Here is a 23,613-nt window from a genome sequence, read left to right as displayed (position 1 = left end):
CGGTTCGCTTTGGCAAAAGGAAAAATCAGTTTTTTACGACAGGCCGGGAAGACTTCTGCACCTGGTCCCAAACCCGCAGGAAGTTGCCGCCCCAGAGCTTGGCGATGTCGGCGTCGCTGTAGCCGCGGCTGATCAGTTCGGCGGTCACGTTGCGGGCCTCGCTGACGTCTTTCCAACCGTCCAGGCCTCCGCCGTCGTTGAAGTCGGAACTGATGCCGACATGGTCGATGCCGATTTTTTTCACTGTGTAGTCGATTGCATCGCCGTAATCCTTGAGGGTGGCCTTGGGTTCTTCGTCGAGGATCGAATAGAGCTGGCTGGCGTACTCGCCGAAACGCTGCTCTGGCCAGACGGTGATCACCGGATCGCCGGGCATCAATGCCATCTCCAGACCTTGCAGCGGTTGCAGGTCGAAACGGGCGCGCAGGGCGTTGAGTTTGTCCTGGGTGGCCTGGCTCAGCGGGCGGATGTAGGTGGGGAAGCCGACGATCTGCACCACGCCGCCGCTGTGCTTGATCAATTGCATTTCCGTGTCGCTGAGGTTGCGCGGGATGTCCACCAGGGCGCGTGGTGCCGAGTGGGAGGCGACCATCGGCGTGCGGCTCAGTTGCGCCACTTGCTCCAGGGCCTTGGTCGACATCTGCGACACATCGATGATCACGCCCAGGTCGTTGAGGCGATGCACCGCTTGCTTGCCGATGTCCGACAGCCCGCCCAAGGCATCCCGGGAGTCGTTGAAGAACGGCAGCGGCCGCGACGAATCGGCCCAGGCGTTGTTGCCCACGTAGCTGAAGCCGAACATGCGCATGCCGCGCGCTGCCCACTTGTCCAGGGCGTTGAGGTCATTGCCCAGCGGATAGGCGTTGAGCATGCTGATGAACACCGCGAACTTGCCTTCGCCGTGCAGGCGGCGCAAGTCGTCGGGGGTGTAGGCGATAGCCACTTGATTGGGGAAGTCACGCACCATCGCGCTGATGATCTTGTAGCGGGTTTCCTGCTCAAAGCGGGCTTCGTCGACGAAGCCGGCGGTAGGGCGATGGGGCGCGTTGGGACCGTTCCAGATTTCCGGCCAGCCGAAAATCGTCAGGGCTGCACCGGACAAGCGCCCGCGCCCGGTCTTGACCAGGTCGAACTGGCCTTCACCATCCTTGTCGACTTCGTTGCCGGCGGTGCCGAAGTCCATGGGCACGGTGATGTGGCTGTCGAACGAGAGGATGCGTTCCTGCAGTTGCTCGGCCTGTTTCATCACCTTGACCGGGTAGCCGGGGTTGTCCCTGAACCAGTGATCCCAGGCCGCGAAGCCTGCACCCGCGCTGATCGCCAGGGCCAGCGGCAGGCCGATGAAAAGAGCCTTTTTCGAACGTAATTTTGTCATTGCCGTCTCAGTCAGGTTCGCCGCCCCGGATCAGGCGCTGGGGCCTTTGCTATCTGGGGGGAACGAGTGGCTGACCGGAAAATTTAGCGTGGCTGATGGCCTCATCGCGAGCAAGCTCGCTCCCACAGGGATCTTCAGTGCGACATAGATCCAATGTGGGAGCGAGCTTGCTCGCGATGCTCTTAAATTCTGCGCTGCAACAATCGTTCTAGCTTGGATAAAGCCTGCTCCATGGCTGACACAGGTAGGGCAATGACGATTTCTCGACGATGGTTTCTCGCGGGTCTGGCGCTGACCGGTGCCGCCGTGCCGGCGGTGTATTACGGGCATCGCGAACTGACCAGGCCGGACCCGACGATCACCCCCGGCGAAGCTTCGTTCGAGGTGGCGGATGTTGCCGGCCAACGCTTGGCGGATACCTTGCGCGGGGTCTGGCAGATTCGTTTCGAAGGTCGTGACGCCGGTATCGAAGGCTTGCCCCTCGAAGGCCTGGAAGTGTTCCTCGACATCGGCCACAAGGGGCGCGGTGTCAGTGGTTATCTCGACACCGCCGAGCGTTTGCGCTCCACCGAAGCGCCCCGTTACCGGGTGCTCGGCGATCTGTCCGGGACCAACCCGAAGCAACTGGGTTGGCGTCTGCTGGGCGCCAGCGGCTGTTGCGATTACGAGTTCGACATGACCCTGGACGAGGTCTGGGCCGGTTTCGGCAATGCTGGCAGCGGCAGTCTCAGTGGACGTGTGCTGGACCTGAATCGGCCACTGATGCTGACCGCCCAGGACAATCGCTTCATCGCCGTTAAACGGGTATTCCCTGAAGCTCGCGAGCGCGCCGGCCTCAATCCGACCCTGCTCGCCTGGCTGGTATCGCCGGAGCACCGGTTGTTCCACCAGCTCTGGCATGCCTCCCGGGACAAGTGGCACAAGCTGTCCGAAGACCAGCGCGGCGCCTTGCGCGGGCTCGGCTGGCAACCCGGACCGCGGGACCAGGAGCGCGATGCCCGAGGTGTGCGCAAGGATCGCAACGGTTCTGGCGTGGACTTTTTCTTCATGCACCGGCACATGCTCGGCACCGCGCGTTCGATGCAGGACCTGCCGTCCTGGACGCACTTCCCGTTGCCGCAACCGGAGCTGGCGCGGGACCGGCTCGGCTTTGCGCGTTACTTCGACAATCACGACGGCACCGCGCTGCCGCCGACCTGGCTGGCCGAGGACGATGACGAGTACACGCAATGGGTCAGCGACATCAAGACCGGCGAGACGTATCACAGCAATTTCCAGGTCTGGGAATCCCGCTACCGCGATCCGCGTTACCTGTCGACGCTGACCCTCGGCCAGTTCGGCTCGGAGGTCGAACTGGGCCTGCACGACTGGCTGCACATGCGCTGGGCTTCGGTGCCGCGTGATCCGTCCAACGGTCAGCCGGTGCCGTTCGCCCGGGATCCGGCGGACTTTTCCGCGCGCTGGTTTGCACCGGAAAACGACTTTCTCGGCGACCCGTTTTCTTCCCATGTCAGCCCGGTGTTCTGGCATTTCCATGGCTGGATCGACGATCGCCTGGAAGACTGGTTCCGCGCCCACGAGCGTTTTCATCCGGGGCAGGTCAGTCGGCTGCAGGTCAACGGCGTGCAATGGTTCGCGCCGGGACGCTGGGTCGAGATCGACGACCCGTGGCTCGGCCCGAGCACCCACGGTTGCAGCACCACACCGGGGTTGCAGGTCGGCAAGTCAGTGGAAATGGACCCGGAAACCATGAAGCTGGCGTTGCGCATTACCTTTGGCGAGGACGAGACGAAACTGAAGGATTTGTTCCGCAAAGTGCCGCAGCGGCCGTGGTATGCGCGCAATCTGAAGGCTAAACAAAGCCAGGCTTGATACCGCGTTATCGTTCAATCGCGAGCAAGCTCGCTCCCACATTTGAACCTGGTCGTACACAGACTTTGTGTTCACTGACGATCCACTGTGGGAGCGAGCTTGCTCGCGAAGGCGTCCTGTCAGGCAATGTTGATGTTGGATGTGCCGGCCCCTTCGCTGGCAAGCCCGCTCCCACAGGGTTTTGTATTTGCCGCATGATCCGGGCACGACGCATAACCTGTGGGAGCAAGCTTGCTCGCGATGGCGTCCTGACAGGCCCAGCAACTACAAGACTTGCCACCCACCCCCAAGCGCCTTGTACAGGGCAATACTCGCCTGCATCCGCGACAACCGCAGCTGCACGTTCAAATCCTGCGCCGCGTACAGGGTGCGCTGGGTCTCCAGCACCGTCAGCAAATCCTCGGCCCCGGCCTGATAACGGCTTTGCGCGATATTGAAGGCGGTCTGCGCCTGGCTCAGTTCTTCACTCTGCCACCCGCGCTGCTCATCCAGCCCGCGAATGCTGTTGAGGGCTTTTTCGACGTCGGCGAAGCCGTTGATGATCGCGCCGCGATAGGTTTCCAGCAGTTCTTGCTGACGCGCCGTGGCCTTGTCGCGCTGGGCGCCGAGGCGGCCGTTGTTGAACACCGGCGCAAGCAGCCCGGCGGTGAGGTTGTAGAAGGGGCTGCGCAGGATGTCGTCGGCCCGGTCGGCACCAGAGCCGATTTCGGCGGTGAGGGTCACGGTCGGCAGCATCGCGGCCCGGGCGACGGTGACGTCGGCCTGGGCCGCGGCCAGTTGCGCCTCGGCCTGGGCAATGTCCGGACGGCGGCTGAGCAACTGGCTGGGTACCCCGGCGTCAATCGCAGGCCAGGTCAGTTGATCGAAGCGTTCCTGACCCAACGACAGCGCCTGAATCGGGCGGCCGAGCAGGGCGGCGAGACTGATCCGTGCATCCTCGGCCTGTTGCTGCACCAGCGGCAGCTGGCGTTGCTGCGCCGCCACCAGGCTTTTTTGCTGTGCCAGTTCCAGGGCTGTGGCCGAACCCGAATCGAAACGGGTCTGCACCAGTTTCAACACGCTTTGGGCATTGGCCAGATTCAACTCGGCGATGCGGCTCTGCTCCTGCAACGACAAGGCTTGCGCGTAACCGTTGGCCACACCGCTGAGCAACGTCAGTTCCACGGTGGCCTGATCGAACTCGCTGGCTTTGAGACTGAATTGCGCGCTGTCGCGGCTGGCCCGCTGGCCACCCCAGAAATCGATTTCGTAGCTGGCAACCAGGTTCGCCGTGAAGTAGTCGACGGCGTCGTTATCGCTGTCGGCATCGAGCTGACTGTAGCCGTTGCCGCGCAGCAATTTCTGGCGGTTGGCGTTGACCCCTGCCTTGACTTCGGGCAGTTGCGAGCCGCCGGCAATCACCGTGTCGGCCTGGGCCTGGCGCACTCTGGCGATGGCCGCGGCCAGGTCGTAACTGCCGAGCCGCGCCTGTTCGATCAGGCGACCCAGTTGTGGGCTGCCGAAGCGGTTCCACCATTGCTGGTTGTCATGGACAGCGCCTGCGGTGTGCGGCGATTGCCAGGTAGCCGGCGGCTGGACGCCGCTGTCGGGGCGCTGTGGCGGGGTGCTGCAGGCGCCGAGCAACAGGCACAGGGTTAACACACTGAGTGGCGGCTTCATCAATCGATCATTCACTGGTAAGGGCCGTGACCGGGTCGAGTCGGGCAGCCTTGCGGGCCGGCATGTAGCCGAAAACGACACCGGTGACCAGGGCGCAGCCGAAGGCACCCAGCACCGCTATCAGGGAGAACGCGACAGCGACTTCGCTGAAAATCAGCACGCCACCGACGATCAGCGCCAGGGCAATCCCGGTGAGGCCGCCCACCACCGAGAGCATCACCGCTTCGGTGAGGAACTGGCGCAGGATGTCGCGCTGGCGGGCACCGGTGGCCATGCGGATACCGATCTCGCGAGTCCGCTCGCGCACCGTCATGAGCATGATGTTCATCACGCCGATCCCGCCCACCAGCAGCGAAATGGCCGCGATCGAACCGAGCATCAGCGACAGGGTGTTTTGCGTGCGCGCCTCGGCCTGGATCATCGCCGCGTTGTTGGTCAGTTCGAAATCGCGCTTGCCGTCGTGCAGACGCAGCATCAGTTGCTCGATGGCTTTTTCGGTTTCCTTGACCTTGCGCGCGTCGGCGGCGGCGATGGCGATGTACTCGGGATTGTGGGTGCCGAACAGGCGCACGCTCGCGGCGGAGTAGGGGATGGCGATACGGTCGTCGCTGTCGGAGTCGCCGGAGCTGGCGCCTTTTTCCGCGAGCACGCCGACCACCTGGAAGGGGACGTTTTCGATCAGGATGTACTGGCCGATCGGGTTGGCCACGTCCTTGAGCAATTTGGTCCGCACCTTGTGCCCGATCACCGCGACCGCCGCGGCGTTCTGTTCATCGGCGTGGGTGAAGTAGCTGCCTTCGACCACCGGCCAGTTGAAAATCGCCGGGAAGTTGGTGTCGTTGCCGCCGACGTAGCTCATGTGATCAAGGTTGCCAAAGCGCACCCCGGCCTCCTGGCCGTTGACCGGCATGATCCGCATCACCTGGGGCAAGCTGGCAATCGCGGCGACCTCATCGAGGGTGACGATGCCCATGGGCGTGCGCGGGTTGGGCGCCGAGCCGCTGAGGTAAATGATGTTGGAGCCGAACGCGCCCATCTGCGCCATCACCTGGCGCTTGCTGCCTTCGCCCACGGCCAGCATCACCACCACCGAGGCCACGCCTATGATGATGCCGAGCAAGGTCAGCGCGGTGCGGAACTTGTTGATCCACATCACTCGCCACGCCGCATGCACGGCATCGACCAATTCGCCTTTCCAGGCGCCGGTGGCTTCGGCGCCTTCGCTCAGGCGCTTGCGCAAATCGACGGCTTGCAGGGCGCCGGGGTTGGCAGAGTTTTGCGCGGTGGGATTCTCCCGGGCGCTGTCGCTGATGATCTCGCCGTCGCGAATTTCAATGATGCGCTTGGCCCGGGCCGCCACTTCGCGGTCGTGGGTGATGAGGATCACCACGTGGCCCTGGCTGGCCAGTTCGTCGAGCAGGGCCATGACCTCGGCGCCGCTGTGGCTGTCGAGGGCACCGGTGGGTTCGTCAGCCAGGATGATGTGGCCGCCATTCATTAATGCGCGGGCAATCGACACCCTTTGCTGCTGCCCGCCGGAGAGTTGATGGGGGCGGTTGCCGGTGCGCGAAGCCAGGCCGAGACGGTCGAGCAGGGCGGCGGCGCGAGCGTGGCGTTCGGCGGCTGGGGTGCCTGCGTAGATGGCCGGCATCTCGACGTTTTCCTGGGCCGAACCGGAGGGAATCAGGTGGTAGCCCTGGAACACAAAACCGAAGGCTTCACGACGCAGCCAGGCCAGTTCGTCACTGTCCAGTGCCGCGACGTTCTCCCCGGCGAAGCGGTATTCGCCCGAGGTCGGGCGGTCGAGGCAGCCGAGGATGTTCATCAGCGTCGACTTGCCGGAGCCGGAAGCACCGACGATTGCCACGAACTCCCCGGCATGGATCGACAGGTCGATGCCGCGCAGCACATGGACTTCAGGCGCGTCGCCACCGCCGTAGGCTTTGCGGATGTCCGAAAGGTCGATCAGGGGCGTGTGCATTCAACCGCCACTCCCGTCGATTGGGCCGATCAACAGGTGATCGCCCTCCTGCAGGCCATCGAGGATCTGCACCCGCAGGCGGTCGCTGATGCCGGTGCGCACGTTGCGCTGCTCGATGCTGCCGTTGCTGGCGACCACTTGCGCGGTCTGCTGGTCTGTCTGCGGGCCTGCCTGCAGGGCGGCGATGGGCGCGGTGAGAACGTTCTGCGCCTGATTGGCGACGAAAAATACCTGGGTGGTCATTTCCGCCATCAAGGCGTTGTCGGCGTTGTCGACGTCCAATAATACGGTGTACAGCACCACGCGGGCACTCCCGCTTTTGCTGGTGCTGGCGGGGCTGCCGCCGCCCTGGCTGGTCTGGTCCAGCGGCTTGGGCGGAACGGGGAGGATTTGCCGCACGGTGCTGGTCCAGCGCCGGGTGCCGCCGCTCAGGGTCGTGAACCAGGCGTGCATGCCGGGTTTGACGTGGCCGATGTCGGCCTCCGAGACCTCGGCCCACACGGTCATCGGCGACAGCTTGGCGATTCGCAGGATCAGCGGCGTTTGCTGCTGGGCGTTGAGGGTCTGGCCGACCCGGGCATCCAGCGCCACCACGGTGCCGGCCATCGGCGCATAAATCCGCGTGTAGCCGAGCTCCGCCTGATCGCTGCGCAGGCTGGCTTCGGCCTGGCGGATCTGCGCCTGGAACATGTCGACCCGTGCCTGGGTGGCGCGCAGTTCGGCCTGGGCGGTCTGCACGTCTTCTTCTCGGGTGGCGCCGCCGGCGGCGAGGTTCTGTTGACGTTGGTGTTTCTGCCGGGCCAGGTCGTGCTGCGCTCGCTGCTCCTGCAGCTGCGCCTTGAGGTTTTCGATGGAGAAGCGCCCGGCATCGAGTTTGGCCTGTTGCGTGGACGGGTCGATTTCCACCAGCAACTGGCCTTCCTTGACCACGTCGCCGACTTCCACGTGAATCTTGTGGATCTGCCCGGAGGCCTGGGCGCCGACGTCGACATAGCGCCGCGGTTGCAGGGTGCCCAATGCCGTGACGCTGCTTTCAATGTCGGTGCGGCTGACCTGAACGGTGACGAGCCCGTCGCGGCCCGGCGGGATGAACTGCCAGGCGGCGACGGCTACCACGGGGATCAGACAAAATGCTGCAAGCAGGGCGCGTCGGGTCTGTCGGGGACGTTTCATGCAGGGTTCCGGCCTAGGAAATCGGCCCGTCGTTCAGCAGCAGGTCGATGGCTGAACGCTGCCGGCAGGGCCGGACAGGGACGGGGAGCTGTCCTGTAAACGTAGAAAGCGCCGGGGAATTTAGGTGCTGACACAAACTAATGTAGGAGCGAGCTTGCTCGCGATGCACGTTAACGATAACGCGTGCCGTCTGGGTCAACACGTTGTCCTTGATGCCTTCGCAAGCAAGCTCGCTCCTACAGGGTTCGTGACTAAATACCAGGCAAGTTGAAGCAGTACTTTAAATCTATATGAGAATTACTATAAATTACGCGACTCGAACTGCCATTATCGTGCCACTGTTTATTTCAATGGTCGCGCAAAGGGCTCAAGGACAGAAACCGCACCCCCGTGCGGACGGGAGTCATGTTGGAAAACTACTATCGCGAACTGGTGTGTTTCCTGAACGCCAGGCTGGGCAACCGTCAGGTGGCCGAAGATGTGGTGCATGACGCTTATCTGCGGGTCCTGGAGCGCTCCAGTGATACGCCGATCGAGCAGCCCCGGGCGTTCCTTTATCGCACCGCCCTCAACCTGGTTATCGACGACCATCGGCGCAACACCCTGCGTCAGGCCGAACCTCTTGAGGTGCTCGACAATGAAGAGCGCTATTTCACCCCTTCGCCGCATAACGTGCTCGATCATGGCCAGCGTCTGGAAATGCTCCAGTGTGCCCTGGCGGAGTTGCCGAGGTTGTGCCGCGAGAGTTTCCTGCTGCGCAAGATCGAAGGCCTGTCCCATCCGCAAATTGCCGAGCAACTGGGCATTTCCCGGGCAATGGTCGAGAAGCACATTGTCAATGCCATGAAGCATTGCCGTATACGGATGCGACAGTGGGACACCCAGTGAGCCTGCGCGGTTAAATTTTTTTTCACGGTCCTCGTTCCTACTCAACAGACGACCTGTTGTGCGGCCCTTGGTGGGTCAGGTCACTTAGGTTCAATGCCCCCGCCTTTGAGGGGAACATCCAGAGGACACTGGAAATGACACAGGCAATTGCATCGCCCCTCGTTCACGACCTGATCGGCGTCGGTTTCGGCCCCTCGAACCTGGCACTGGCCATCGCGCTGCAAGAGCGCGGGGCGAGCCAGGGCAACCTGGATGTGCTGTTTCTCGACAAGCAGGCCGACTACCGCTGGCACGGCAACACCCTGGTGACCCAGAGCGAGTTGCAGATTTCCTTCCTCAAGGACCTGGTGACCCTGCGCAATCCGACCAGCCCTTACTCGTTCGTCAATTACCTCAAGGCCCACGGGCGCCTGGTGGATTTCATCAACCTGGGCACCTTCTATCCGTGCCGCATGGAGTACAACGACTATCTGCGTTGGGTCGCCGGGCAGTTCACCGCGCAAAGCCGCTACGGCGAAGAAGTGCTGACCATCGAGCCGGTGCTGCACAACCATCAGGTCGAGGCGTTGCGGGTGATTTCCCGCGATGCGACCGGGCATCAGCAGGTGCGCACCACCCGGTCGGTGGTGGTCAGCGCCGGTGGCACGCCACGTATTCCCGAGGTATTCAAGGCACTCAGGGATGACGGCCGGGTGTTCCATCACTCCCAGTACCTGGCGCAGATGGCCAAGCAGCCGTGCGTGGACAACCGGCCGATGAGCATCGCGATCATCGGAGGCGGGCAGAGCGCGGCAGAGGCCTTCATCGATTTGAACGACAGCTTCCCGTCGGTGCAGGTGGACATGATCCTGCGCGGCTCGGCACTCAAGCCGGCCGACGACAGCCCCTTCGTCAACGAAGTGTTTTCCCCGGAGTTCACCGACCTGGTGTTCCAGCAGCCAAGCAGCGAGCGCGAGCGCCTGGTGAACGAGTACCACAACACCAACTACTCGGTGGTGGACATCGATCTGATCGAGCGAATCTACGGCATCTTCTATCGGCAGAAGGTCTCGGGCATCGCCCGTCATGCGTTCCGCACCCTGACCACCATCGAAAAGGCCACCGCCAACGAACGGGGCATCGAACTGGTGTTGCGCAACAACGCCACCGGCGAAGTCTCGGTGCGTCACTACGACGCTGTGGTGCTGGCCACCGGTTACGAGCGGCAGATGCACCGCAAGCTGCTGGCACCGCTCGAAGAGTACCTGGGTGATTTCGAGGTCGATCGCAACTACAAACTGATCACCGATGAACGCTGCAAGGCCGGCCTCTACATGCAGGGCTTTTGCCAGGCCAGCCATGGGCTGAGCGACACCTTGCTGTCGATCCTGCCGATTCGCGCCGATGAAATTGCCGGCTCGCTGTATGAACACGGCAAGCATCGCGGGCATGGCCGGTCGGTGGTGGATTTGTTGTTGGCCACTGCCAGCTGAGTCCTGCGGCGACTAAAAGGCCGCCATCGCGAGCAAGCTCGCTCCCACAGTGGACCGGTGTCCACAGGACCAATGTGGGAGCGAGCTTGCTCGCGATGGGGCCATTGAAATCACCCAAAACAGTCAATCCTGAACCCTTCCTGAAGAACCCCGCGATTCCCCCCGGCAAGCTTTTATAGCGGGTTTACTCTCCAAACTTCGGGGCGTAAGCTTCGCGCGTTTTCATCCATTACGGAGACCCACAGTGGGTACTTGTTCGAGTGACAGTTGTCGGCCGGTCTCGGTAATCGGCATTTTCTCGGCAAGATAACGCGCAGTCTCCTGTGCCGTTGTCTCGCCGACAAGCGAGCAGCGGCATCCCGATCATGGCCCGTCCTGGCCGTGTCCCGACGTCCCTCTCATCGACGCTGAACAGTGCGTGGTTTCGACTTGTTGTCGTGGCCGCCGCTCTATCGACACGCCTGTCATTCGTGACCGGCGTGCCAGGCCTTGCTTTGCCGGTTGTTCCGGCGCAAGAGGCGTGGACCCGCCTGCTCGACGGTTTCCCGGCTGACCAAAGGGGCACCAGCCATGAAACTTAACCTCAAGGAATTCTTCGCAGGCTTCCTGCGTAACCGCCACATCGCCCGGCACTTCCGTAGCCTGGCGTTGCTGGAAACCTTCACCGACACCACGGTCAGCCGTGAAGTCCCGCCCAGCCTGGCGCAAACCCTGGTGGCCGCTGCCGGCAGCGACACGGGTCAATTGCTCAACACCCTGGGGAGTCACACCGATGGCTTGAGCGAGCTTGAAGCCGATGCCTTGCGCGAGCAGTTCGGCCTCAATGAAGTCGAGCACGAACAACCACTGCCTTGGTGGATGCACCTGTGGCACTGCTACAAGAATCCGTTCAACTTGCTGCTGACGTTGCTGGCGGTCATCTCCTGGCTGACCGAAGACATGAAAGCCGCCGTCGTGATTTTCTCCATGGTGGTGCTCTCGACCTTCCTGCGTTTCTGGCAGGAAACCAAATCCAACCAGGCCGCCGATGCCCTCAAGGCGATGGTCAGCAACACCGCCACGGTGATGCGCCGGGACCTTGAGGACCGCGGCGCGCAGCGTATCGAATTGCCGATCAGGCACCTGGTGCCGGGCGATCTGATCGTGTTGTCTGCCGGCGACATGATTCCCGCCGATTGCCGGGTGCTCAGCGCCAAGGACCTGTTCGTCAGCCAGGCTGCCATGACCGGCGAATCGATGCCGGTGGAAAAGTTTCCCCGCCAGCAGGACCGTGACACGCTCAATCCCCTGGACCTGGACAACATCCTGTTCATGGGCACCAACGTGGTGTCCGGCACGGCCATGGCGGTGATCATTACCACCGGCAACAGCACCTATTTCGGTGCCCTGGCCCAGCGGGTCGGCGCCACCGACCGGGCACCGACTTCGTTCCAGACCGGGGTCAACAAAGTCAGCTGGCTGCTGATCCGCTTCATGTTCGTGATGGCGCCGCTGGTGTTGTTCATCAACGGTTTCACCAAGGGCGACTGGACCGAAGCGCTGCTGTTCGCGCTGTCGATCGCCGTGGGCCTGACCCCGGAAATGCTGCCGATGATCGTCACCTCGACCCTGGCCAAGGGCGCGGTGTTCCTGTCGCGCAAGAAAGTCATCGTCAAACGCCTCGACGCTATCCAGAACTTCGGCGCCATGGACGTGCTGTGCACCGACAAGACCGGCACCCTGACCCAGGACAAGATCTTCCTGGCGCGCAACGTCGATGTCTGGGGCCATGACTCCGATGACGTGCTGGAAATGGCCTACCTCAACAGCTACTACCAGACCGGCCTGAAAAACCTGCTGGATGTGGCGGTGCTCGAACACGTCGAGATCCACCGTGAACTGAAGGTCGGCACGGCGTTTCGCAAGGTCGACGAGATCCCGTTCGACTTCACCCGCCGGCGCATGTCGGTGGTGGTCGCCGAGCGCGATCAACCGCACTTGCTGATCTGCAAGGGCGCGGTGGAAGAGGTGCTGGCGGTGTGCTCGCGGGTGCGTCATGGCGAAGTCGATGAGGCCTTGACCGAAGAACTGCTGGCGCGCATCCGTCAGGTCACGGCCACGTTCAACGCCGAGGGCCTGCGGGTGGTTGCGGTAGCGGCACGGCCAATGGTCGAAGGCCGCGATACCTACAGCCTGGCCGACGAACAGGCACTGACGCTGATCGGTTACGTGGCATTTCTCGATCCGCCGAAAGAAAGCACCGCACCGGCCATCAAGGCCCTGGCCGCCCATGGCGTGGCGGTGAAAGTGCTGACCGGCGACAACGAACTGGTGACGGCGAAAATCTGCCGCGAAGTCGGCCTGGAGCAGCAGGGCCTGCTGATGGGCAATGACATCGAACGCATGAGCGACGCCGAACTGGCGAAAGCCGTGGAGACCACCAACGTCTTCGCCAAACTGACGCCCTCGCACAAGGAGCGCATTGTCCGTCTGCTCAAGGGCAACGGCCATGTGGTCGGTTTCATGGGCGACGGCATCAACGACGCCCCGGCCCTGCGTACCGCCGACATCGGTATTTCGGTGGACAGCGCCGTGGACATCGCCAAAGAAGCGGCCGATATCATCCTGCTGGAAAAGAGCCTGATGGTGCTGGAGGAGGGTGTGCTGGAAGGGCGCCGGACCTTCGCCAACATGCTCAAGTACATCAAGATGACCGCCAGTTCGAACTTCGGCAACGTGTTCTCGGTGCTGGTGGCCAGTGCGTTCATCCCGTTCCTGCCGATGCTGCCGATGCACCTGCTGGTGCAGAACCTGCTCTATGACATTTCGCAGATCGCCATTCCGTTCGATAACGTCGATGACGAAATGCTCAAGCAACCGCAGCGCTGGCAGCCGGCGGATGTCGGCCGCTTCATGCTGTTTTTCGGGCCGATCAGTTCGATCTTCGACATCACCACGTTCGCCTTGATGTGGTACGTGTTCGATGCCAACACCCCGGATCACCAGACCCTGTTCCAGTCCGGCTGGTTCGTGGTCGGGCTGCTGACCCAGACGCTGATCGTGCACATGATCCGCACGCCGAAAATCCCGTTCCTGCAAAGCCGCGCGGCCATGCCCTTGCTGGTGATGACCGGGCTGATCATGGCCATGGGGATTTTCCTGCCGATGGGACCGTTGGCCCATTACTTCAAATTGCAGGCGTTGCCTTCGCTGTATTTCGTGTTCCTGCCGGTGATCCTGCTGGCGTACATGGCGCTGACCCAGGCGGTGAAGGGGTTCTACATTCGCCGGTTTGGCTGGCAATAAAGCCGCGAGGCTGGCCAATCAACGCAACCCCTGTGGGAGCGAGCTTGCTCGCGATGACTGAGTGTCAGTCGATATCCATGTCAACTGATACACCGCCATCGCGAGCAAGCTCGCTCCCACAGGGGATCGTGTGTTTTTCAAAGGATTCATCATGCAAGCACTGAACAACCTCAACCTGACCTCCCTGCTCGACACCCTGGTCAGCCTCAGCGCGGCCTTCATCCTCGGTGGCCTGATCGGTTTCGAACGCCAGTACCGGCAGCGCACCGCCGGCCTGCGCACCAACGTGCTGGTGGCGGTGGGCGCGGCGATTTTCGTCGACATGGCCAACCGTCTCGCCGGTGCCGAAGGTGCCGTGCGGGTCGTAGCTTACGTAGTTTCCGGCATCGGCTTTCTCGGTGCCGGGGTGATCATGCGCGAAGAGGGCAACGTGCGCGGTCTCAACACGGCCGCCACGCTCTGGACCTCGGCGGCAGTCGGTGCCTGCGCCGGTGCCGACCTGCTGGCCGAGGCGTTGCTTGGCACCTTGTTTGTGCTCGCGGCCAACACCTTGCTGCGGCCGATCGTCAACAACATCAACCGTCAGCCGCTGGATGTGATTTCGGCGGAGGTCACCAACATCGTCTATGTCATTGCCCGACGCACGCAGCAGAAAGCCGTGCTGGCCTTGCTCGAAGCCGAGCTGGAACGCAGTAACTACCCGGCCAGCGATGTCGATGTGCACGCCTTCGGCACGGATGAAATTGAAATCGAAGCCACCCTGGCCACCACTTCGGTCGATGGTGATGAGCTGGATGCGCTGGTGGCACGGATTTCGACCTCGACCCTGGTGGTGCAGGCGTTCTGGAGTCCGAGTACCACGGAGTAAGGGCCAAGGTTTCCCTGGCAAGCGTCAGACTAACCGGCTTTTATTTAGGAAAATTCCTACATAAACCCAGGAAGGTCTTCCGTAGGCTTTGCGACCTCTTGAAATCGACATCCTTTTGGAGGTCACCATGCCGAACAAATCCTTGCGCATCCTGATCGCCGATGCGCAGCACTTCAACCGCCTGCGGATCGAGCGACTGTTCAATCAGCTCGGCTACTTTCGCGTAGCACCGGTGCAGAGCCTCGACGAGCTCCTGCCACTGGTGGAGTACGGTTGCGAGCCTTTGGACCTGGTGCTTATCAACGGGGCGATGGCCAGCGAAGGGCTGGACCTGTTCAGTTTTTTTGCCGACAACCCGCAGGTTCATCACGCGTTTATCTTCAATGAACAGCAGACGCCGTTGCCGCTCGTCGCGGGCAACGTCCAGGTCAGCCGGACTGCCCTGCCTGACCTGGTGTGCATTACGCAGCTGATGAGCGCTGTCGATCGTCGGCTACCGTTTGTCGGAACTGTCATTTCTGTCAGGTAGTTCTTTGCAGCCTTCCATGCAAAAGTCTATGCGCAGCGTTGTGTCCAACCGCTGCGGTGCCTGGAGGGCATTTTTTGCCCGATCGTGTTGGTTTGCACGGGAGATGTCATGAAGTCAGCACTGATTGCGGAAGATCATCCGGTGGTTCGCTCCATGATCAAACTCGTACTCAAGGGCGAAGGGTTCAAGCGGATTTACGAGGCCTGCCGTGGCGATAAGGTCCTGACGTTGATCCGGGAGCATCAACCGGATGTCGTGCTGCTTGATCTGGGCCTTCCCGGTGTGGCGGGGCTTGAGGTGATGGACCGTATCAAGACCGAAAAGATGCGATGTCGCGTGGTGGTGTTCACCTCGCTGGAGGCCCAGTTCTATCAGGACCGCTGCATGCGTGCCGGGGCTGTTGCCTATGTTTGCAAGAGCAAGGACCTGGATGACCTGAAGGCGGCGGTGAATTGCGTGATGGCCGGCTACACCTATTTCGCTCAGATTCCCTCCAGTTCCGTGTCGATGGGGGAGTTGCAACGCAGCGAAAAGCAGTTGATCGACAGGCTGTCCAATCGTGAGTTGACCATCCTGCAGTACCTGGCCCGGGGGTCGAAAAACCTCGAAATCGCCGAGATCATGCACCTGAGCTACAAGACCGTCAGTACCTACAAGACCCGACTCACCCTCAAGCTCAACGTGAACTCGTCGGTGCACCTGAGGGATTTCGCCCTGCGCAATCATCTGATCTGAATGAACGCACTCCGACGACTGGCAGGTGGGGTACTGATCGGCCTTCTTCTCTGGGTATCAACGGTCTGTGCACAACAGTCGTTGACCCTGTTGGGACGCTCGAGTGTCGAAGGCCAGAGCGTCAGGTTGTCGGAAACCGAGTCGCGCTGGCTACAGAAAAAGGGCCGATTGGTGCTGGCTGTCTCGGCACCGGACTATCCCCCCTTCGAGTTCAACACGGCGGGCAAGGTGTTCGAAGGCCTGACAGCCGATTACGCCGGCTTGCTCGAACAATTGCTGAACGTCGTCATTGAGGTCCAACGTTATCCGTCGCGGGCCGACGCGGTGCAAGCCATCAAGGAAGGGCAGGCAGACCTGCTGGGAACGGCCAATCGATTTGAAGCCGAAGATCCACAGTTACAGATGTCCAGCGCGTACGCGGTCGATCAACCGGTGCTGGTCACGCGCACCGATTTCCCTCCGGTGCGCGACCCGACACTGGCCGGCAAGCGGCTGGTGATGCTGTATCACTACCTGCCCGAATACAGCGTGCAACAGTTCTATTCCAGGGCGCAGGTCCAGCTGTTTCCTTCGACATTGGCGGCGATGGGCGCCGTGGCTTTCGGCCAGGCCGATGTCTACCTGGGCGATGCGATCAATGCCCATTACCTGATCAGCAGAAATTACCTGAACAACGTACACCTGACGGACTTCTCGCCCATGGAGTCCGGGCGTTTTGCCTTTGCGATGGCCCGCGACAACGATTCGCTGTTGCGCATCGTCAACAAGGCGCTGGCGGCCATCACCACCAATGAACAAATGAACATCCTGCGTCGTTGGGGGGCAAACGGGGTGTCTATCCCCGGCACCCAGTCATTGCAATTGAGCGTGGCCGAACAACGCTGGCTCGAACGCCACCCACGGGTGAGGGTCGCGATCAACGAAAACATTCCGCCGATTTCATTTATCGACAGCGAAGGCAAGTTCCGCGGTATTGGCGTCGATGTGCTGACGAAAATCAGTTTGCGCACCGGCTTGCAATTCGACATCCGGGGCATGAAATCGGTGGCCGAGATGATGACCGGCATCAGGAGCGGGCAGATCGATGTGCTGGCCGGTATCGGCCTCAGTTCCCAGCGTGAAGATCAATTGCTGTTCACCCGGGCGTTCCTGAGCAGCCCTTCGGTGCTGGTGACCCGCGTGGCCGCGGACAGCCCCAGGACGCTGGATGACATGGCAGGGCGAACCCTGGCACTGACCCAGGGCAACATTGTCGGCGAGTACCTTCGCCAGCATTACCCGCTGGTCCAGCTGGTGGATGCACCATTGTCGACGGACGCCATGGAGATGGTCGCCCAAGGCAAGACCCACGGCGGCATCAACTCCTTCATCAGCGCCCGTTACCTGATTTCCCGGCAGTATCGCGATCGCCTGCAAGTGACCAGCACCGTGGGCACCGACCCTGCACGAAGCACCCTGGCGACCAGTCGCGAGGCCACCGAGCTGCATTCGATCCTGGACAAGGCGCTGTTGAGCATCCCTCCCGAAGAAATTGACGAGCTGACCCAGCCCTGGCGCTATGACTCGATGGTCGAGCAGAGTTACTGGTTGCGACACCGGCAGGCGATCGTGAAGGCGTTTGCAGTGGCGGGTGTCTTGCTGTTGCTCGCGTTGGCCGGGATCGTCTGGCAGCGGCGCCAGATTCGCCAGCGTCAGCAATTGCTCGGACAACTGCAGGAAGCCAAGGACGCGGCGGACGACGCCAACCGGGCCAAGACCACGTTCCTGGCCACCATGAGCCATGAAATCCGCACGCCGATGAACGCCTTGATCGGCATGCTCGAACTGGCGCTGAAACGGGCCGATGAAGGGGAGACCGACCGCGCCGCCATCGAGGTGGCGTCCAACGCCGGGCAGCAATTGCTGGATTTGATCGGCGACATTCTGGACGTCGCGCGGATCGAATCCGGGCATTTGTCACTGGCGCCGGAGCGGGTCAATCTGCAGGCGCTGGTGACGTCGGTCTGCCGGGTTTTCGAAGGGCTGGCGGTGCAGAAGAATCTGCAGTGGCGGGTCGAACTCGACGAACACAGTGACTGTGACGTGATGCTCGACCCCACGCGCTTCAAACAGGTGCTGTCGAATCTGCTGAGCAATGCGATCAAGTTCACCCGGGAAGGCCAGGTGAAGCTGACGCTGGAAGTGCGACCTCAAGCCCCGGCGCACCTCGCCGTCAGCGTACAGATCGAGGACAGCGGCATCGGCATCAGCGCTATCGACCAGCAACGCCTGTTCAGCCCGTTCGTGCAGGCGGGCAACAACCAGCAGAGCGCCCGGCAAGGATCCGGCCTGGGTCTGGTGATCAGTCGTACCCTGTGCGAAATGATGGGCGGCCGGTTGCAACTCGACAGTCAGCCTGGGCATGGGACGCGGGTGGACATCAGCCTGGTGCTGCCCGCCCTGCAAGCGTTACCCGCGGGGGGCAAACCCCTGGATCCGGCGCAGCTCACGACCCGGGCGTTGTCGATTCTGGTGGTCGACGATTATCCGGCCAATCGCCTGTTGCTCTCGCGGCAGCTGAGCTACCTGGGCCATCGCGTGGTGCTGGCTGAAGATGGGGCGCAGGGGCTTGAACAGTGGCGCGGGCAAGGGTTCGATCTGGTCATCACCGACTGCAACATGCCGGTGCTCAGTGGTTACGAATTGGCGGGTGCAATACGTGAGCTAGAGCGGGTACAGGGGCTGTCGCCGACGCTGATTCTGGGCTTTACCGCCAATGCGCAGGCCGAGGAGAAGGTCCGATGCCAGGCGGCGGGCATGAACGATTGCCTGTTCAAACCCATTCGCCTGGTGGATTTGCAGGCGTGGCTGGCCCAGCGGTTTGCCAGCGCACCCTCAGCGCTAACTGACGACCATGGCGTCGCCGAATTCGATTTGAGCGGGCTGGAGCGCTTTGCGGATGCGGACCGTGAGCTGATCGATCAACTGTTGCACGATCTGGCGCTGAGCAACCGCGAGGATCGCGTGCATTTACTGGCCTTGCATGCCGGCGGCAATCGCCCGGGCTTGCAGGAACTGGCACACCGGATCAAGGGCGGGGCGCTGATGGTGCGAGCGCTTGCCCTGGTCGAGTGTTGCGAACAGCTGGAGCAGGCGTGCAATGACGGTCGCGGGGTACTGATCGACGACGCCGTCGACCAGCTACAGCAAGCCATGGCCCGCCTGGACCGGCATCTCGAGCAGGATTGAGGCTCAATCCCAGTTCGGTGCGATGCCTTTCGGGCTGGTCAAGCGATGGCCGCGATCCAGCGTTGCGATCAAGGCCATGTCGGCTTCGCTCAAGGTCAGCTCGCGAGCCTTCAAGTTGCTTTCAAGGTTGGCCCGGCGAGTGGAAGACGGGATCACGGCGTAACCCGATTGCATGGCCCAGGCCAGGGTGACCTGCGCCGGTGTCGCGTGCAGACGTTCGGCGATCTGCTGGATGAGCGGATCCTTGAGGACTTCACCGTAAGCCAGGGTCATGTACGAGGTGATGCCGATGCCCCGGCTGCGTGCGAACTCGACGACCTCGCGGTTTTGCAGGTAAGGGTGCAGTTCGATCTGGTGGGTGGCGATGTGCTCGGCACCCGTGGCGGCAATCGCCTGTTTCATCAGGTCGATGGTGAAATTGGACACGCCGATCTGCCGGGTCAGGCCCAGGTGTTTGGCTTCGAGCAGGGCGCCCATGAACTCTTCGACCGGCACCTGATCGTCCGGCGACGGCCAGTGGATCAGGGTCAGGTCCAGGTAGTCGGTCTGCAGTTTGCGCAGGCTTTCCTTCAAGCTGTCGATCAGACGATCACCGGCCAGGTTGGCGACCCAGATCTTGCTGGTGATGAACAACTCCTCCCGGGCGATGCCGCTGGCGGCGATAGCCTCGCCGACGTCGGCTTCGTTCTCGTAGATTTGTGCGGTATCGATCACCCGATAGCCGAGCGCCAGGGCGGTGCTCACCGAATCGATGACCACCTGGCCTTGCAGGCGAAACGTACCCAGGCCGAAAGCGGGAATAGACATTGAAGACTCCAGAGGTTGCAGTGGGAATGGGCGGCAGTATCGGCGCCTGCATCCGTGAGAAAAACCGCTGGAGCGGCAAAGCAATGTTTACCGGAAATCAAGAATCGGGGCAGGAAGATGTGTTGATGGTGTCTGGTCTGACGCCATCGCGAGCAAGCTCGCTCCCACATTGGATCTATATGCACCACAAATCCCCTGTGGGAGCGAGCTTGCTCGCGATAGCCATCACTCGGTCCAAAGCCTTACCCCGCCCTTAAGCAATATCACTGCGGCTGAATTCTTCCCCAAGAAAATCGATCAACGTGCGCACCGAAGGCAGCAGGCCCCGACGCGAGGGGAAGATCGCATGGATGACACCGCTTTTCGGTGCCCAGCCCGGCACCAGTTCCACCAGTTGCCCGGCAGCGATTTCATCGCGCACCACCACGCTGGGCAGGTGCACGATGCCGATCCCGGCGACCGCGGCATGGCGCAACGCCAACAGGTCATCGGTAACCATCCGCGGTGCATGCCGGATCATCGCGGTGCTGCCATCGGCCCCGAACAGTTCCCACTGATATTCGCGCTGCGCCGCGCCCCAGTGCAGGCTCGGCAAACCGCTGAGGTCGGCCGGGGAGGCCGGTGTCGACAGGCGCGATAAAAAGGCCGGGCTGCCGACCACGCTCTGGGTGCTGTTGCCCAGCACCTTCATCACCATGTCGGTGTTTTCCAGCGGGGGGAAACGTACCCGCAGGGCAATGTCGAAGCCCTCATGGATCAAGTCGACCCGGCGGTTGGTGCTCTCGATGAACAACTCCACCAGCGGGTACTTGAGCATGTAGCGGGTCAGCATCGGCCCGACCCAGGAATTGAGCAGCGCCGTCGGGCAACTGACACGCACCAGGCCCTGAGGCTCGGAGCGATTGCGTTCGATCAGTTCGGCGGCGCTTTCCGCCTCCACCCGCATGGCCAGGCAGCGCTGGTAATAGGCCTGGCCGATTTCCGTCAATGAGCAATGCCGACTGGTGCGGTGCAGCAGGCGCACGCCGAGACGTTCTTCAAGCTCGGCAATGCGTCGGCTGAGCTTGGACTTGGGCATGTCCAGTGCCCGGCCGGCCGCGGCGAAACCGTGATGCTCCACCACTTGGGTGAAGTAGTAGAGGGTGTTGAGGTCTTCCACCATCGTTCTCCAGATAGAACGCTAAAGCTGATTTTTGCAGTCTAGCGCAGCAAAGGTCACGGTTTTAAGCTTTGTCCATGGCTTCACTCACCTCACCAGGAGACACCATGAAAAACATCATCGGTATCTACACCAGTCCACGGACCCATTGGGTTGGCGACGGTTTTCCGGTTCGCACGCTGTTTTCCTACGACAACCTGGGCAAACACATCAGCCCGTTCCTGATGCTGGATCATGCCGGCCCCGCTGAATTCACCCCGACCACCGAACGGCGTGGCGTTGGTCGGCATCCTCATCGTGGCTTCGAAACCGTGACTATCGTTTACAAGGGCGAACTGGAGCACCGGGACTCCACCGGCAGTGGCGGCAAGATCGGCCCTGGCGATGTGCAATGGATGACCGCAGCCTCGGGGATCCTGCATGAAGAGTTTCACTCCGAAGGTTTCGCCAAGAGCGGCGGCACCCTGGAGATGGTGCAACTGTGGGTCAACCTGCCGGCCAGGGACAAAATGGCCGACCCCGGCTACCAGACGATTCTCGACCGTGACATCCCGACCATCCCCTTGAAGGACAACGCCGGCAGCCTGCGCCTGATCGCCGGCGAGTTCGATGGTCACAAAGGCCCGGCGCGCACCTTCACCCCAGTCGACGTGTGGGACATTCGTTTGAATGCCGGCAAGTTGCTCACCCTTGACCTGCATGAAGGACGCAATACCGCCCTGGTGGTTTTGCGTGGCACGGTTCAGGTCAACGGCCTGGAATCGGTGCGCCAGGGGCAACTGGCCCTGTTCGACCGCAAGGGCGATCAGGTGAGCCTCGAAGCCAGCGAAGACGCGGTGGTGCTGTTGCTCAGCGGCGAACCGATAGACGAGCCGATCGTCGGCCACGGGCCGTTCGTGATGAACACCGAGCAAGAAATCCACCAGGCCTTCGCCGACTTCCAGTCCGGTCGCTTCGGCCGGATGCACGCTTAATTCGCAGCGCTTTAACACCCGACTCTACACAGGATGAGTAGGCCGGTTTTCAGGCCAGGGATGGCTGTTGCCCAAAAGAAAGAGGAAACGCACATGAACACTGTCTACGCGGCCAACTTCAACGGCCAGAAACCGACCATCGACCCCAACGACAGCGCAATGCTGTTGATCGATCACCAGAGCGGACTGTTCCAGATCGTCAAGGACATGGACGTGCCCCAATTGCGCGCCAACGCCATTGCCCTGGCCAAGGCCGCGACCCTGCTCAAGATGCCGGTGATCACCACCGCTTCCGTTCCCCAGGGGCCGAACGGGCCGTTGATCCCGGAAATCCACGAGGCCGCGCCCCATGCGCAGTACGTGGCGCGCAAAGGTGAAATCAACGCCTGGGACAATCCGGAGTTTCACGCGGCGGTCAAAGCCACCGGCAAGAAAACCCTGGTGATCGCCGGCACCTTGACCAGCGTGTGCCTGGCGTTCCCGTCCATCGCCGCCGTGCATGAGGGCTACAAGGTGTTTGCCGTGGTCGACGCCTCCGGCAACCACTCGAAACTGGCCACTGATCTGACCGTTGCCCGTCTGGCCCAGGCCGGGGTGGTGCCGATCGACATCATGGCTACGCTCTCTGAGCTGCAAGGCTCGTGGAACCGCCCGGACGCCGAGCAGTGGGCCGCTGTCTACGCCCAGGCCATGCCGCATTATCAGTTGCTGATCGAGAGCTACCTCAAGGCCCAGCAAGTGGCGAACGAACACGAAGCGCTGGACTCCCAGCGCTAACCGGTTACCCCACGCCGATTTCCAATCGGCATCGATAACATGCGAGGACTACTGCAATGACTTCTTCCTACAAGCGTCTGGACAAGGACAACGCCGCGGTTTTGATGGTTGATCATCAGGCGGGCCTGTTGTCTCTGGTGCGCGACATCGATCCGGATCGATTCAAGAACAACGTGCTGGCGCTGGCTGACCTGGCCAAGTACTTCAAGCTGCCGACCATCCTCACCACCAGTTTCGAAACCGGTCCAAACGGACCGCTGGTGCCCGAACTCAAGGCACTCTTTCCGGACGCGCCGTACATCGCTCGCCCGGGCCAGATCAACGCCTGGGACAACGAAGATTTCGTCAAGGCGATCAAGGCCACTGGCAAGAAACAACTGATCATCGCCGGTGTGGTGACGGAGGTGTGCGTGGCGTTCCCGGCGCTTTCGGCGCTGGCCGAAGGTTTTGACGTGTTCGTGGTCACCGACGCGTCCGGCACCTTCAACGAACTGACCCGCGAATCGGCGTGGCACCGTATGACCGCTCAGGGCGCGCAACTGATGACCTGGTTCGGCCTGGCCTGTGAACTGCACCGCGACTGGCGCAACGACATCGAAGGATTGGGCACGCTGTTCTCCAACCATATTCCGGATTACCGCAACCTGATGACCAGCTACAGCACACTGGCCAACAGCAAGTAACTTCGGCATCACTCATCCCCCCTGTGGGAGCGGGCTTGCTCGCGAAGGCTGCTTAACTTTCAACCTATGTGTTGACTGTTATACCGCTTTCGCGAGCAAGCCCGCTCCCACATTGGTTTTGTGGTGTTTTTGGGAGGGGGTTCATCCC

At 61.8% G+C, this 23,613-nt stretch carries 17 protein-coding genes; 11 read left to right on the top strand and 6 right to left on the bottom strand.

From position 1 onward, the window contains the following. Positions 1–25 precede the first annotated feature (25 nt). A complete protein-coding gene (gene pvdM / locus J4D25_RS16720; protein WP_057713947.1) occupies positions 26–1,375 on the bottom strand; it encodes a pyoverdine-tailoring dipeptidase-like protein PvdM in 1,350 nt (449 codons plus the stop codon). 252 nt (positions 1,376–1,627) lie between these two features. On the opposite strand from pvdM, the gene J4D25_RS16715 reads away from it, so the two are divergent. Continuing rightward, positions 1,628–3,247, top strand: coding sequence for a hypothetical protein (locus J4D25_RS16715; RefSeq protein ID WP_057713948.1), 1,620 nt, complete (start codon positions 1,628–1,630; stop codon positions 3,245–3,247). A gap of 264 nt (positions 3,248–3,511) precedes the next feature. On the opposite strand, the gene J4D25_RS16710 is transcribed toward J4D25_RS16715, so the two are convergent. Genes J4D25_RS16710 through J4D25_RS16700 form a run of 3 tightly spaced genes read right to left on the bottom strand, consistent with a single transcriptional unit; the run spans position 3,512 to position 8,060 of the window. After that, positions 3,512–4,906: an efflux transporter outer membrane subunit gene (locus J4D25_RS16710; RefSeq protein WP_057713949.1), complete on the bottom strand. Its 1,395-nt coding sequence runs from the start codon at positions 4,904–4,906 to the stop codon at positions 3,512–3,514. Positions 4,907–4,913: 7 nt separating this feature from the next. Further along, complete coding sequence (locus J4D25_RS16705) at positions 4,914–6,887, bottom strand: MacB family efflux pump subunit (protein WP_057713950.1); 1,974 nt, start codon at positions 6,885–6,887, stop codon at positions 4,914–4,916. Next, positions 6,888–8,060 (bottom strand): efflux RND transporter periplasmic adaptor subunit, encoded by a 1,173-nt coding sequence (locus J4D25_RS16700; protein ID WP_057713951.1) that lies wholly within the window; start codon positions 8,058–8,060, stop codon positions 6,888–6,890. It abuts the gene before it with no gap. Positions 8,061–8,465: 405 nt separating this feature from the next. Here J4D25_RS16700 and J4D25_RS16695 point away from each other — a divergent pair, with 405 nt between their 5' ends. From J4D25_RS16695 to J4D25_RS16665, 7 genes are all read left to right on the top strand, one after another. Continuing rightward, positions 8,466–8,948: a sigma-70 family RNA polymerase sigma factor gene (locus tag J4D25_RS16695; RefSeq protein WP_057713952.1), complete on the top strand. Its 483-nt coding sequence runs from the start codon at positions 8,466–8,468 to the stop codon at positions 8,946–8,948. 134 nt (positions 8,949–9,082) lie between these two features. Further along, entirely contained in the window at positions 9,083–10,420 is a 1,338-nt protein-coding gene (locus tag J4D25_RS16690; protein ID WP_057713953.1) for a lysine N(6)-hydroxylase/L-ornithine N(5)-oxygenase family protein, read from the top strand. Between the two features lie 570 nt (positions 10,421–10,990). After that, on the top strand, positions 10,991–13,705 hold the full coding sequence (mgtA, locus tag J4D25_RS16685) for a magnesium-translocating P-type ATPase (RefSeq protein ID WP_057713954.1): 2,715 nt from the start codon (positions 10,991–10,993) through the stop codon (positions 13,703–13,705). Between the two features lie 151 nt (positions 13,706–13,856). Next, a complete protein-coding gene (locus J4D25_RS16680; RefSeq protein WP_057713955.1) occupies positions 13,857–14,573 on the top strand; it encodes an MgtC/SapB family protein in 717 nt (238 codons plus the stop codon). Between the two features lie 127 nt (positions 14,574–14,700). Then, entirely contained in the window at positions 14,701–15,102 is a 402-nt protein-coding gene (locus J4D25_RS16675) for a hypothetical protein (RefSeq protein WP_057713956.1), read from the top strand. Positions 15,103–15,210: 108 nt separating this feature from the next. After that, complete coding sequence (locus J4D25_RS16670) at positions 15,211–15,837, top strand: response regulator transcription factor (RefSeq protein ID WP_057713957.1); 627 nt, start codon at positions 15,211–15,213, stop codon at positions 15,835–15,837. Further along, positions 15,838–19,065 carry a transporter substrate-binding domain-containing protein gene (locus tag J4D25_RS16665; protein WP_057713958.1) on the top strand — a complete coding sequence of 1,076 codons (3,228 nt, stop codon included), beginning with the start codon at positions 15,838–15,840 and terminating at the stop codon, positions 19,063–19,065. A 3-nt stretch (positions 19,066–19,068) separates the two neighbouring features. Here J4D25_RS16665 and dkgB read toward each other — a convergent pair whose 3' ends face one another. After that, positions 19,069–19,872 (bottom strand): 2,5-didehydrogluconate reductase DkgB, encoded by an 804-nt coding sequence (dkgB, locus tag J4D25_RS16660; RefSeq protein ID WP_057713959.1) that lies wholly within the window; start codon positions 19,870–19,872, stop codon positions 19,069–19,071. Positions 19,873–20,125: 253 nt separating this feature from the next. Continuing rightward, positions 20,126–21,034, bottom strand: coding sequence for a LysR family transcriptional regulator (locus J4D25_RS16655; protein ID WP_057713960.1), 909 nt, complete (start codon positions 21,032–21,034; stop codon positions 20,126–20,128). 104 nt (positions 21,035–21,138) lie between these two features. Here J4D25_RS16655 and J4D25_RS16650 point away from each other — a divergent pair, with 104 nt between their 5' ends. The 3 genes from J4D25_RS16650 (at position 21,139) to ycaC (ending at position 23,465) form a co-directional block, all read left to right on the top strand. After that, positions 21,139–22,005, top strand: coding sequence for a pirin family protein (locus tag J4D25_RS16650; RefSeq protein ID WP_057713961.1), 867 nt, complete (start codon positions 21,139–21,141; stop codon positions 22,003–22,005). A gap of 93 nt (positions 22,006–22,098) precedes the next feature. Then, positions 22,099–22,782, top strand: coding sequence for an isochorismatase family protein (locus J4D25_RS16645; protein WP_008049795.1), 684 nt, complete (start codon positions 22,099–22,101; stop codon positions 22,780–22,782). Between the two features lie 56 nt (positions 22,783–22,838). Then, positions 22,839–23,465 carry an isochorismate family cysteine hydrolase YcaC gene (gene ycaC, locus J4D25_RS16640; protein WP_057713962.1) on the top strand — a complete coding sequence of 209 codons (627 nt, stop codon included), beginning with the start codon at positions 22,839–22,841 and terminating at the stop codon, positions 23,463–23,465. Positions 23,466–23,613 lie beyond the last annotated feature (148 nt).

Source organism: Pseudomonas sp. GW456-L13 (assembly GCF_017350115.1).
GTDB lineage: Bacteria > Pseudomonadota > Gammaproteobacteria > Pseudomonadales > Pseudomonadaceae > Aquipseudomonas > Aquipseudomonas jessenii.
Note: the sequence above shows the minus strand (reverse complement) of the source record. Positions and strands in the feature narration are given on the sequence as shown.

Coding starts and splice junctions, on each gene's coding strand:
- J4D25_RS16715 (WP_057713948.1), top strand. CDS start 1,628: ATGACGATTTCTCGACGATGGTTTCTCGCGGGTCTGGCGCTGACCGGT.
- J4D25_RS16650 (WP_057713961.1), top strand. CDS start 21,139: ATGAAAAACATCATCGGTATCTACACCAGTCCACGGACCCATTGGGTT.
- ycaC (WP_057713962.1), top strand. CDS start 22,839: ATGACTTCTTCCTACAAGCGTCTGGACAAGGACAACGCCGCGGTTTTG.
- J4D25_RS16645 (WP_008049795.1), top strand. CDS start 22,099: ATGAACACTGTCTACGCGGCCAACTTCAACGGCCAGAAACCGACCATC.
- pvdM (WP_057713947.1), bottom strand. CDS start 1,375: ATGACAAAATTACGTTCGAAAAAGGCTCTTTTCATCGGCCTGCCGCTG.
- J4D25_RS16670 (WP_057713957.1), top strand. CDS start 15,211: ATGAAGTCAGCACTGATTGCGGAAGATCATCCGGTGGTTCGCTCCATG.
- J4D25_RS16710 (WP_057713949.1), bottom strand. CDS start 4,906: ATGAAGCCGCCACTCAGTGTGTTAACCCTGTGCCTGTTGCTCGGCGCC.
- J4D25_RS16680 (WP_057713955.1), top strand. CDS start 13,857: ATGCAAGCACTGAACAACCTCAACCTGACCTCCCTGCTCGACACCCTG.
- J4D25_RS16700 (WP_057713951.1), bottom strand. CDS start 8,060: ATGAAACGTCCCCGACAGACCCGACGCGCCCTGCTTGCAGCATTTTGT.
- dkgB (WP_057713959.1), bottom strand. CDS start 19,872: ATGTCTATTCCCGCTTTCGGCCTGGGTACGTTTCGCCTGCAAGGCCAG.
- J4D25_RS16705 (WP_057713950.1), bottom strand. CDS start 6,887: ATGCACACGCCCCTGATCGACCTTTCGGACATCCGCAAAGCCTACGGC.
- J4D25_RS16695 (WP_057713952.1), top strand. CDS start 8,466: ATGTTGGAAAACTACTATCGCGAACTGGTGTGTTTCCTGAACGCCAGG.
- mgtA (WP_057713954.1), top strand. CDS start 10,991: ATGAAACTTAACCTCAAGGAATTCTTCGCAGGCTTCCTGCGTAACCGC.
- J4D25_RS16665 (WP_057713958.1), top strand. CDS start 15,838: ATGAACGCACTCCGACGACTGGCAGGTGGGGTACTGATCGGCCTTCTT.
- J4D25_RS16690 (WP_057713953.1), top strand. CDS start 9,083: ATGACACAGGCAATTGCATCGCCCCTCGTTCACGACCTGATCGGCGTC.
- J4D25_RS16655 (WP_057713960.1), bottom strand. CDS start 21,034: ATGGTGGAAGACCTCAACACCCTCTACTACTTCACCCAAGTGGTGGAG.
- J4D25_RS16675 (WP_057713956.1), top strand. CDS start 14,701: ATGCCGAACAAATCCTTGCGCATCCTGATCGCCGATGCGCAGCACTTC.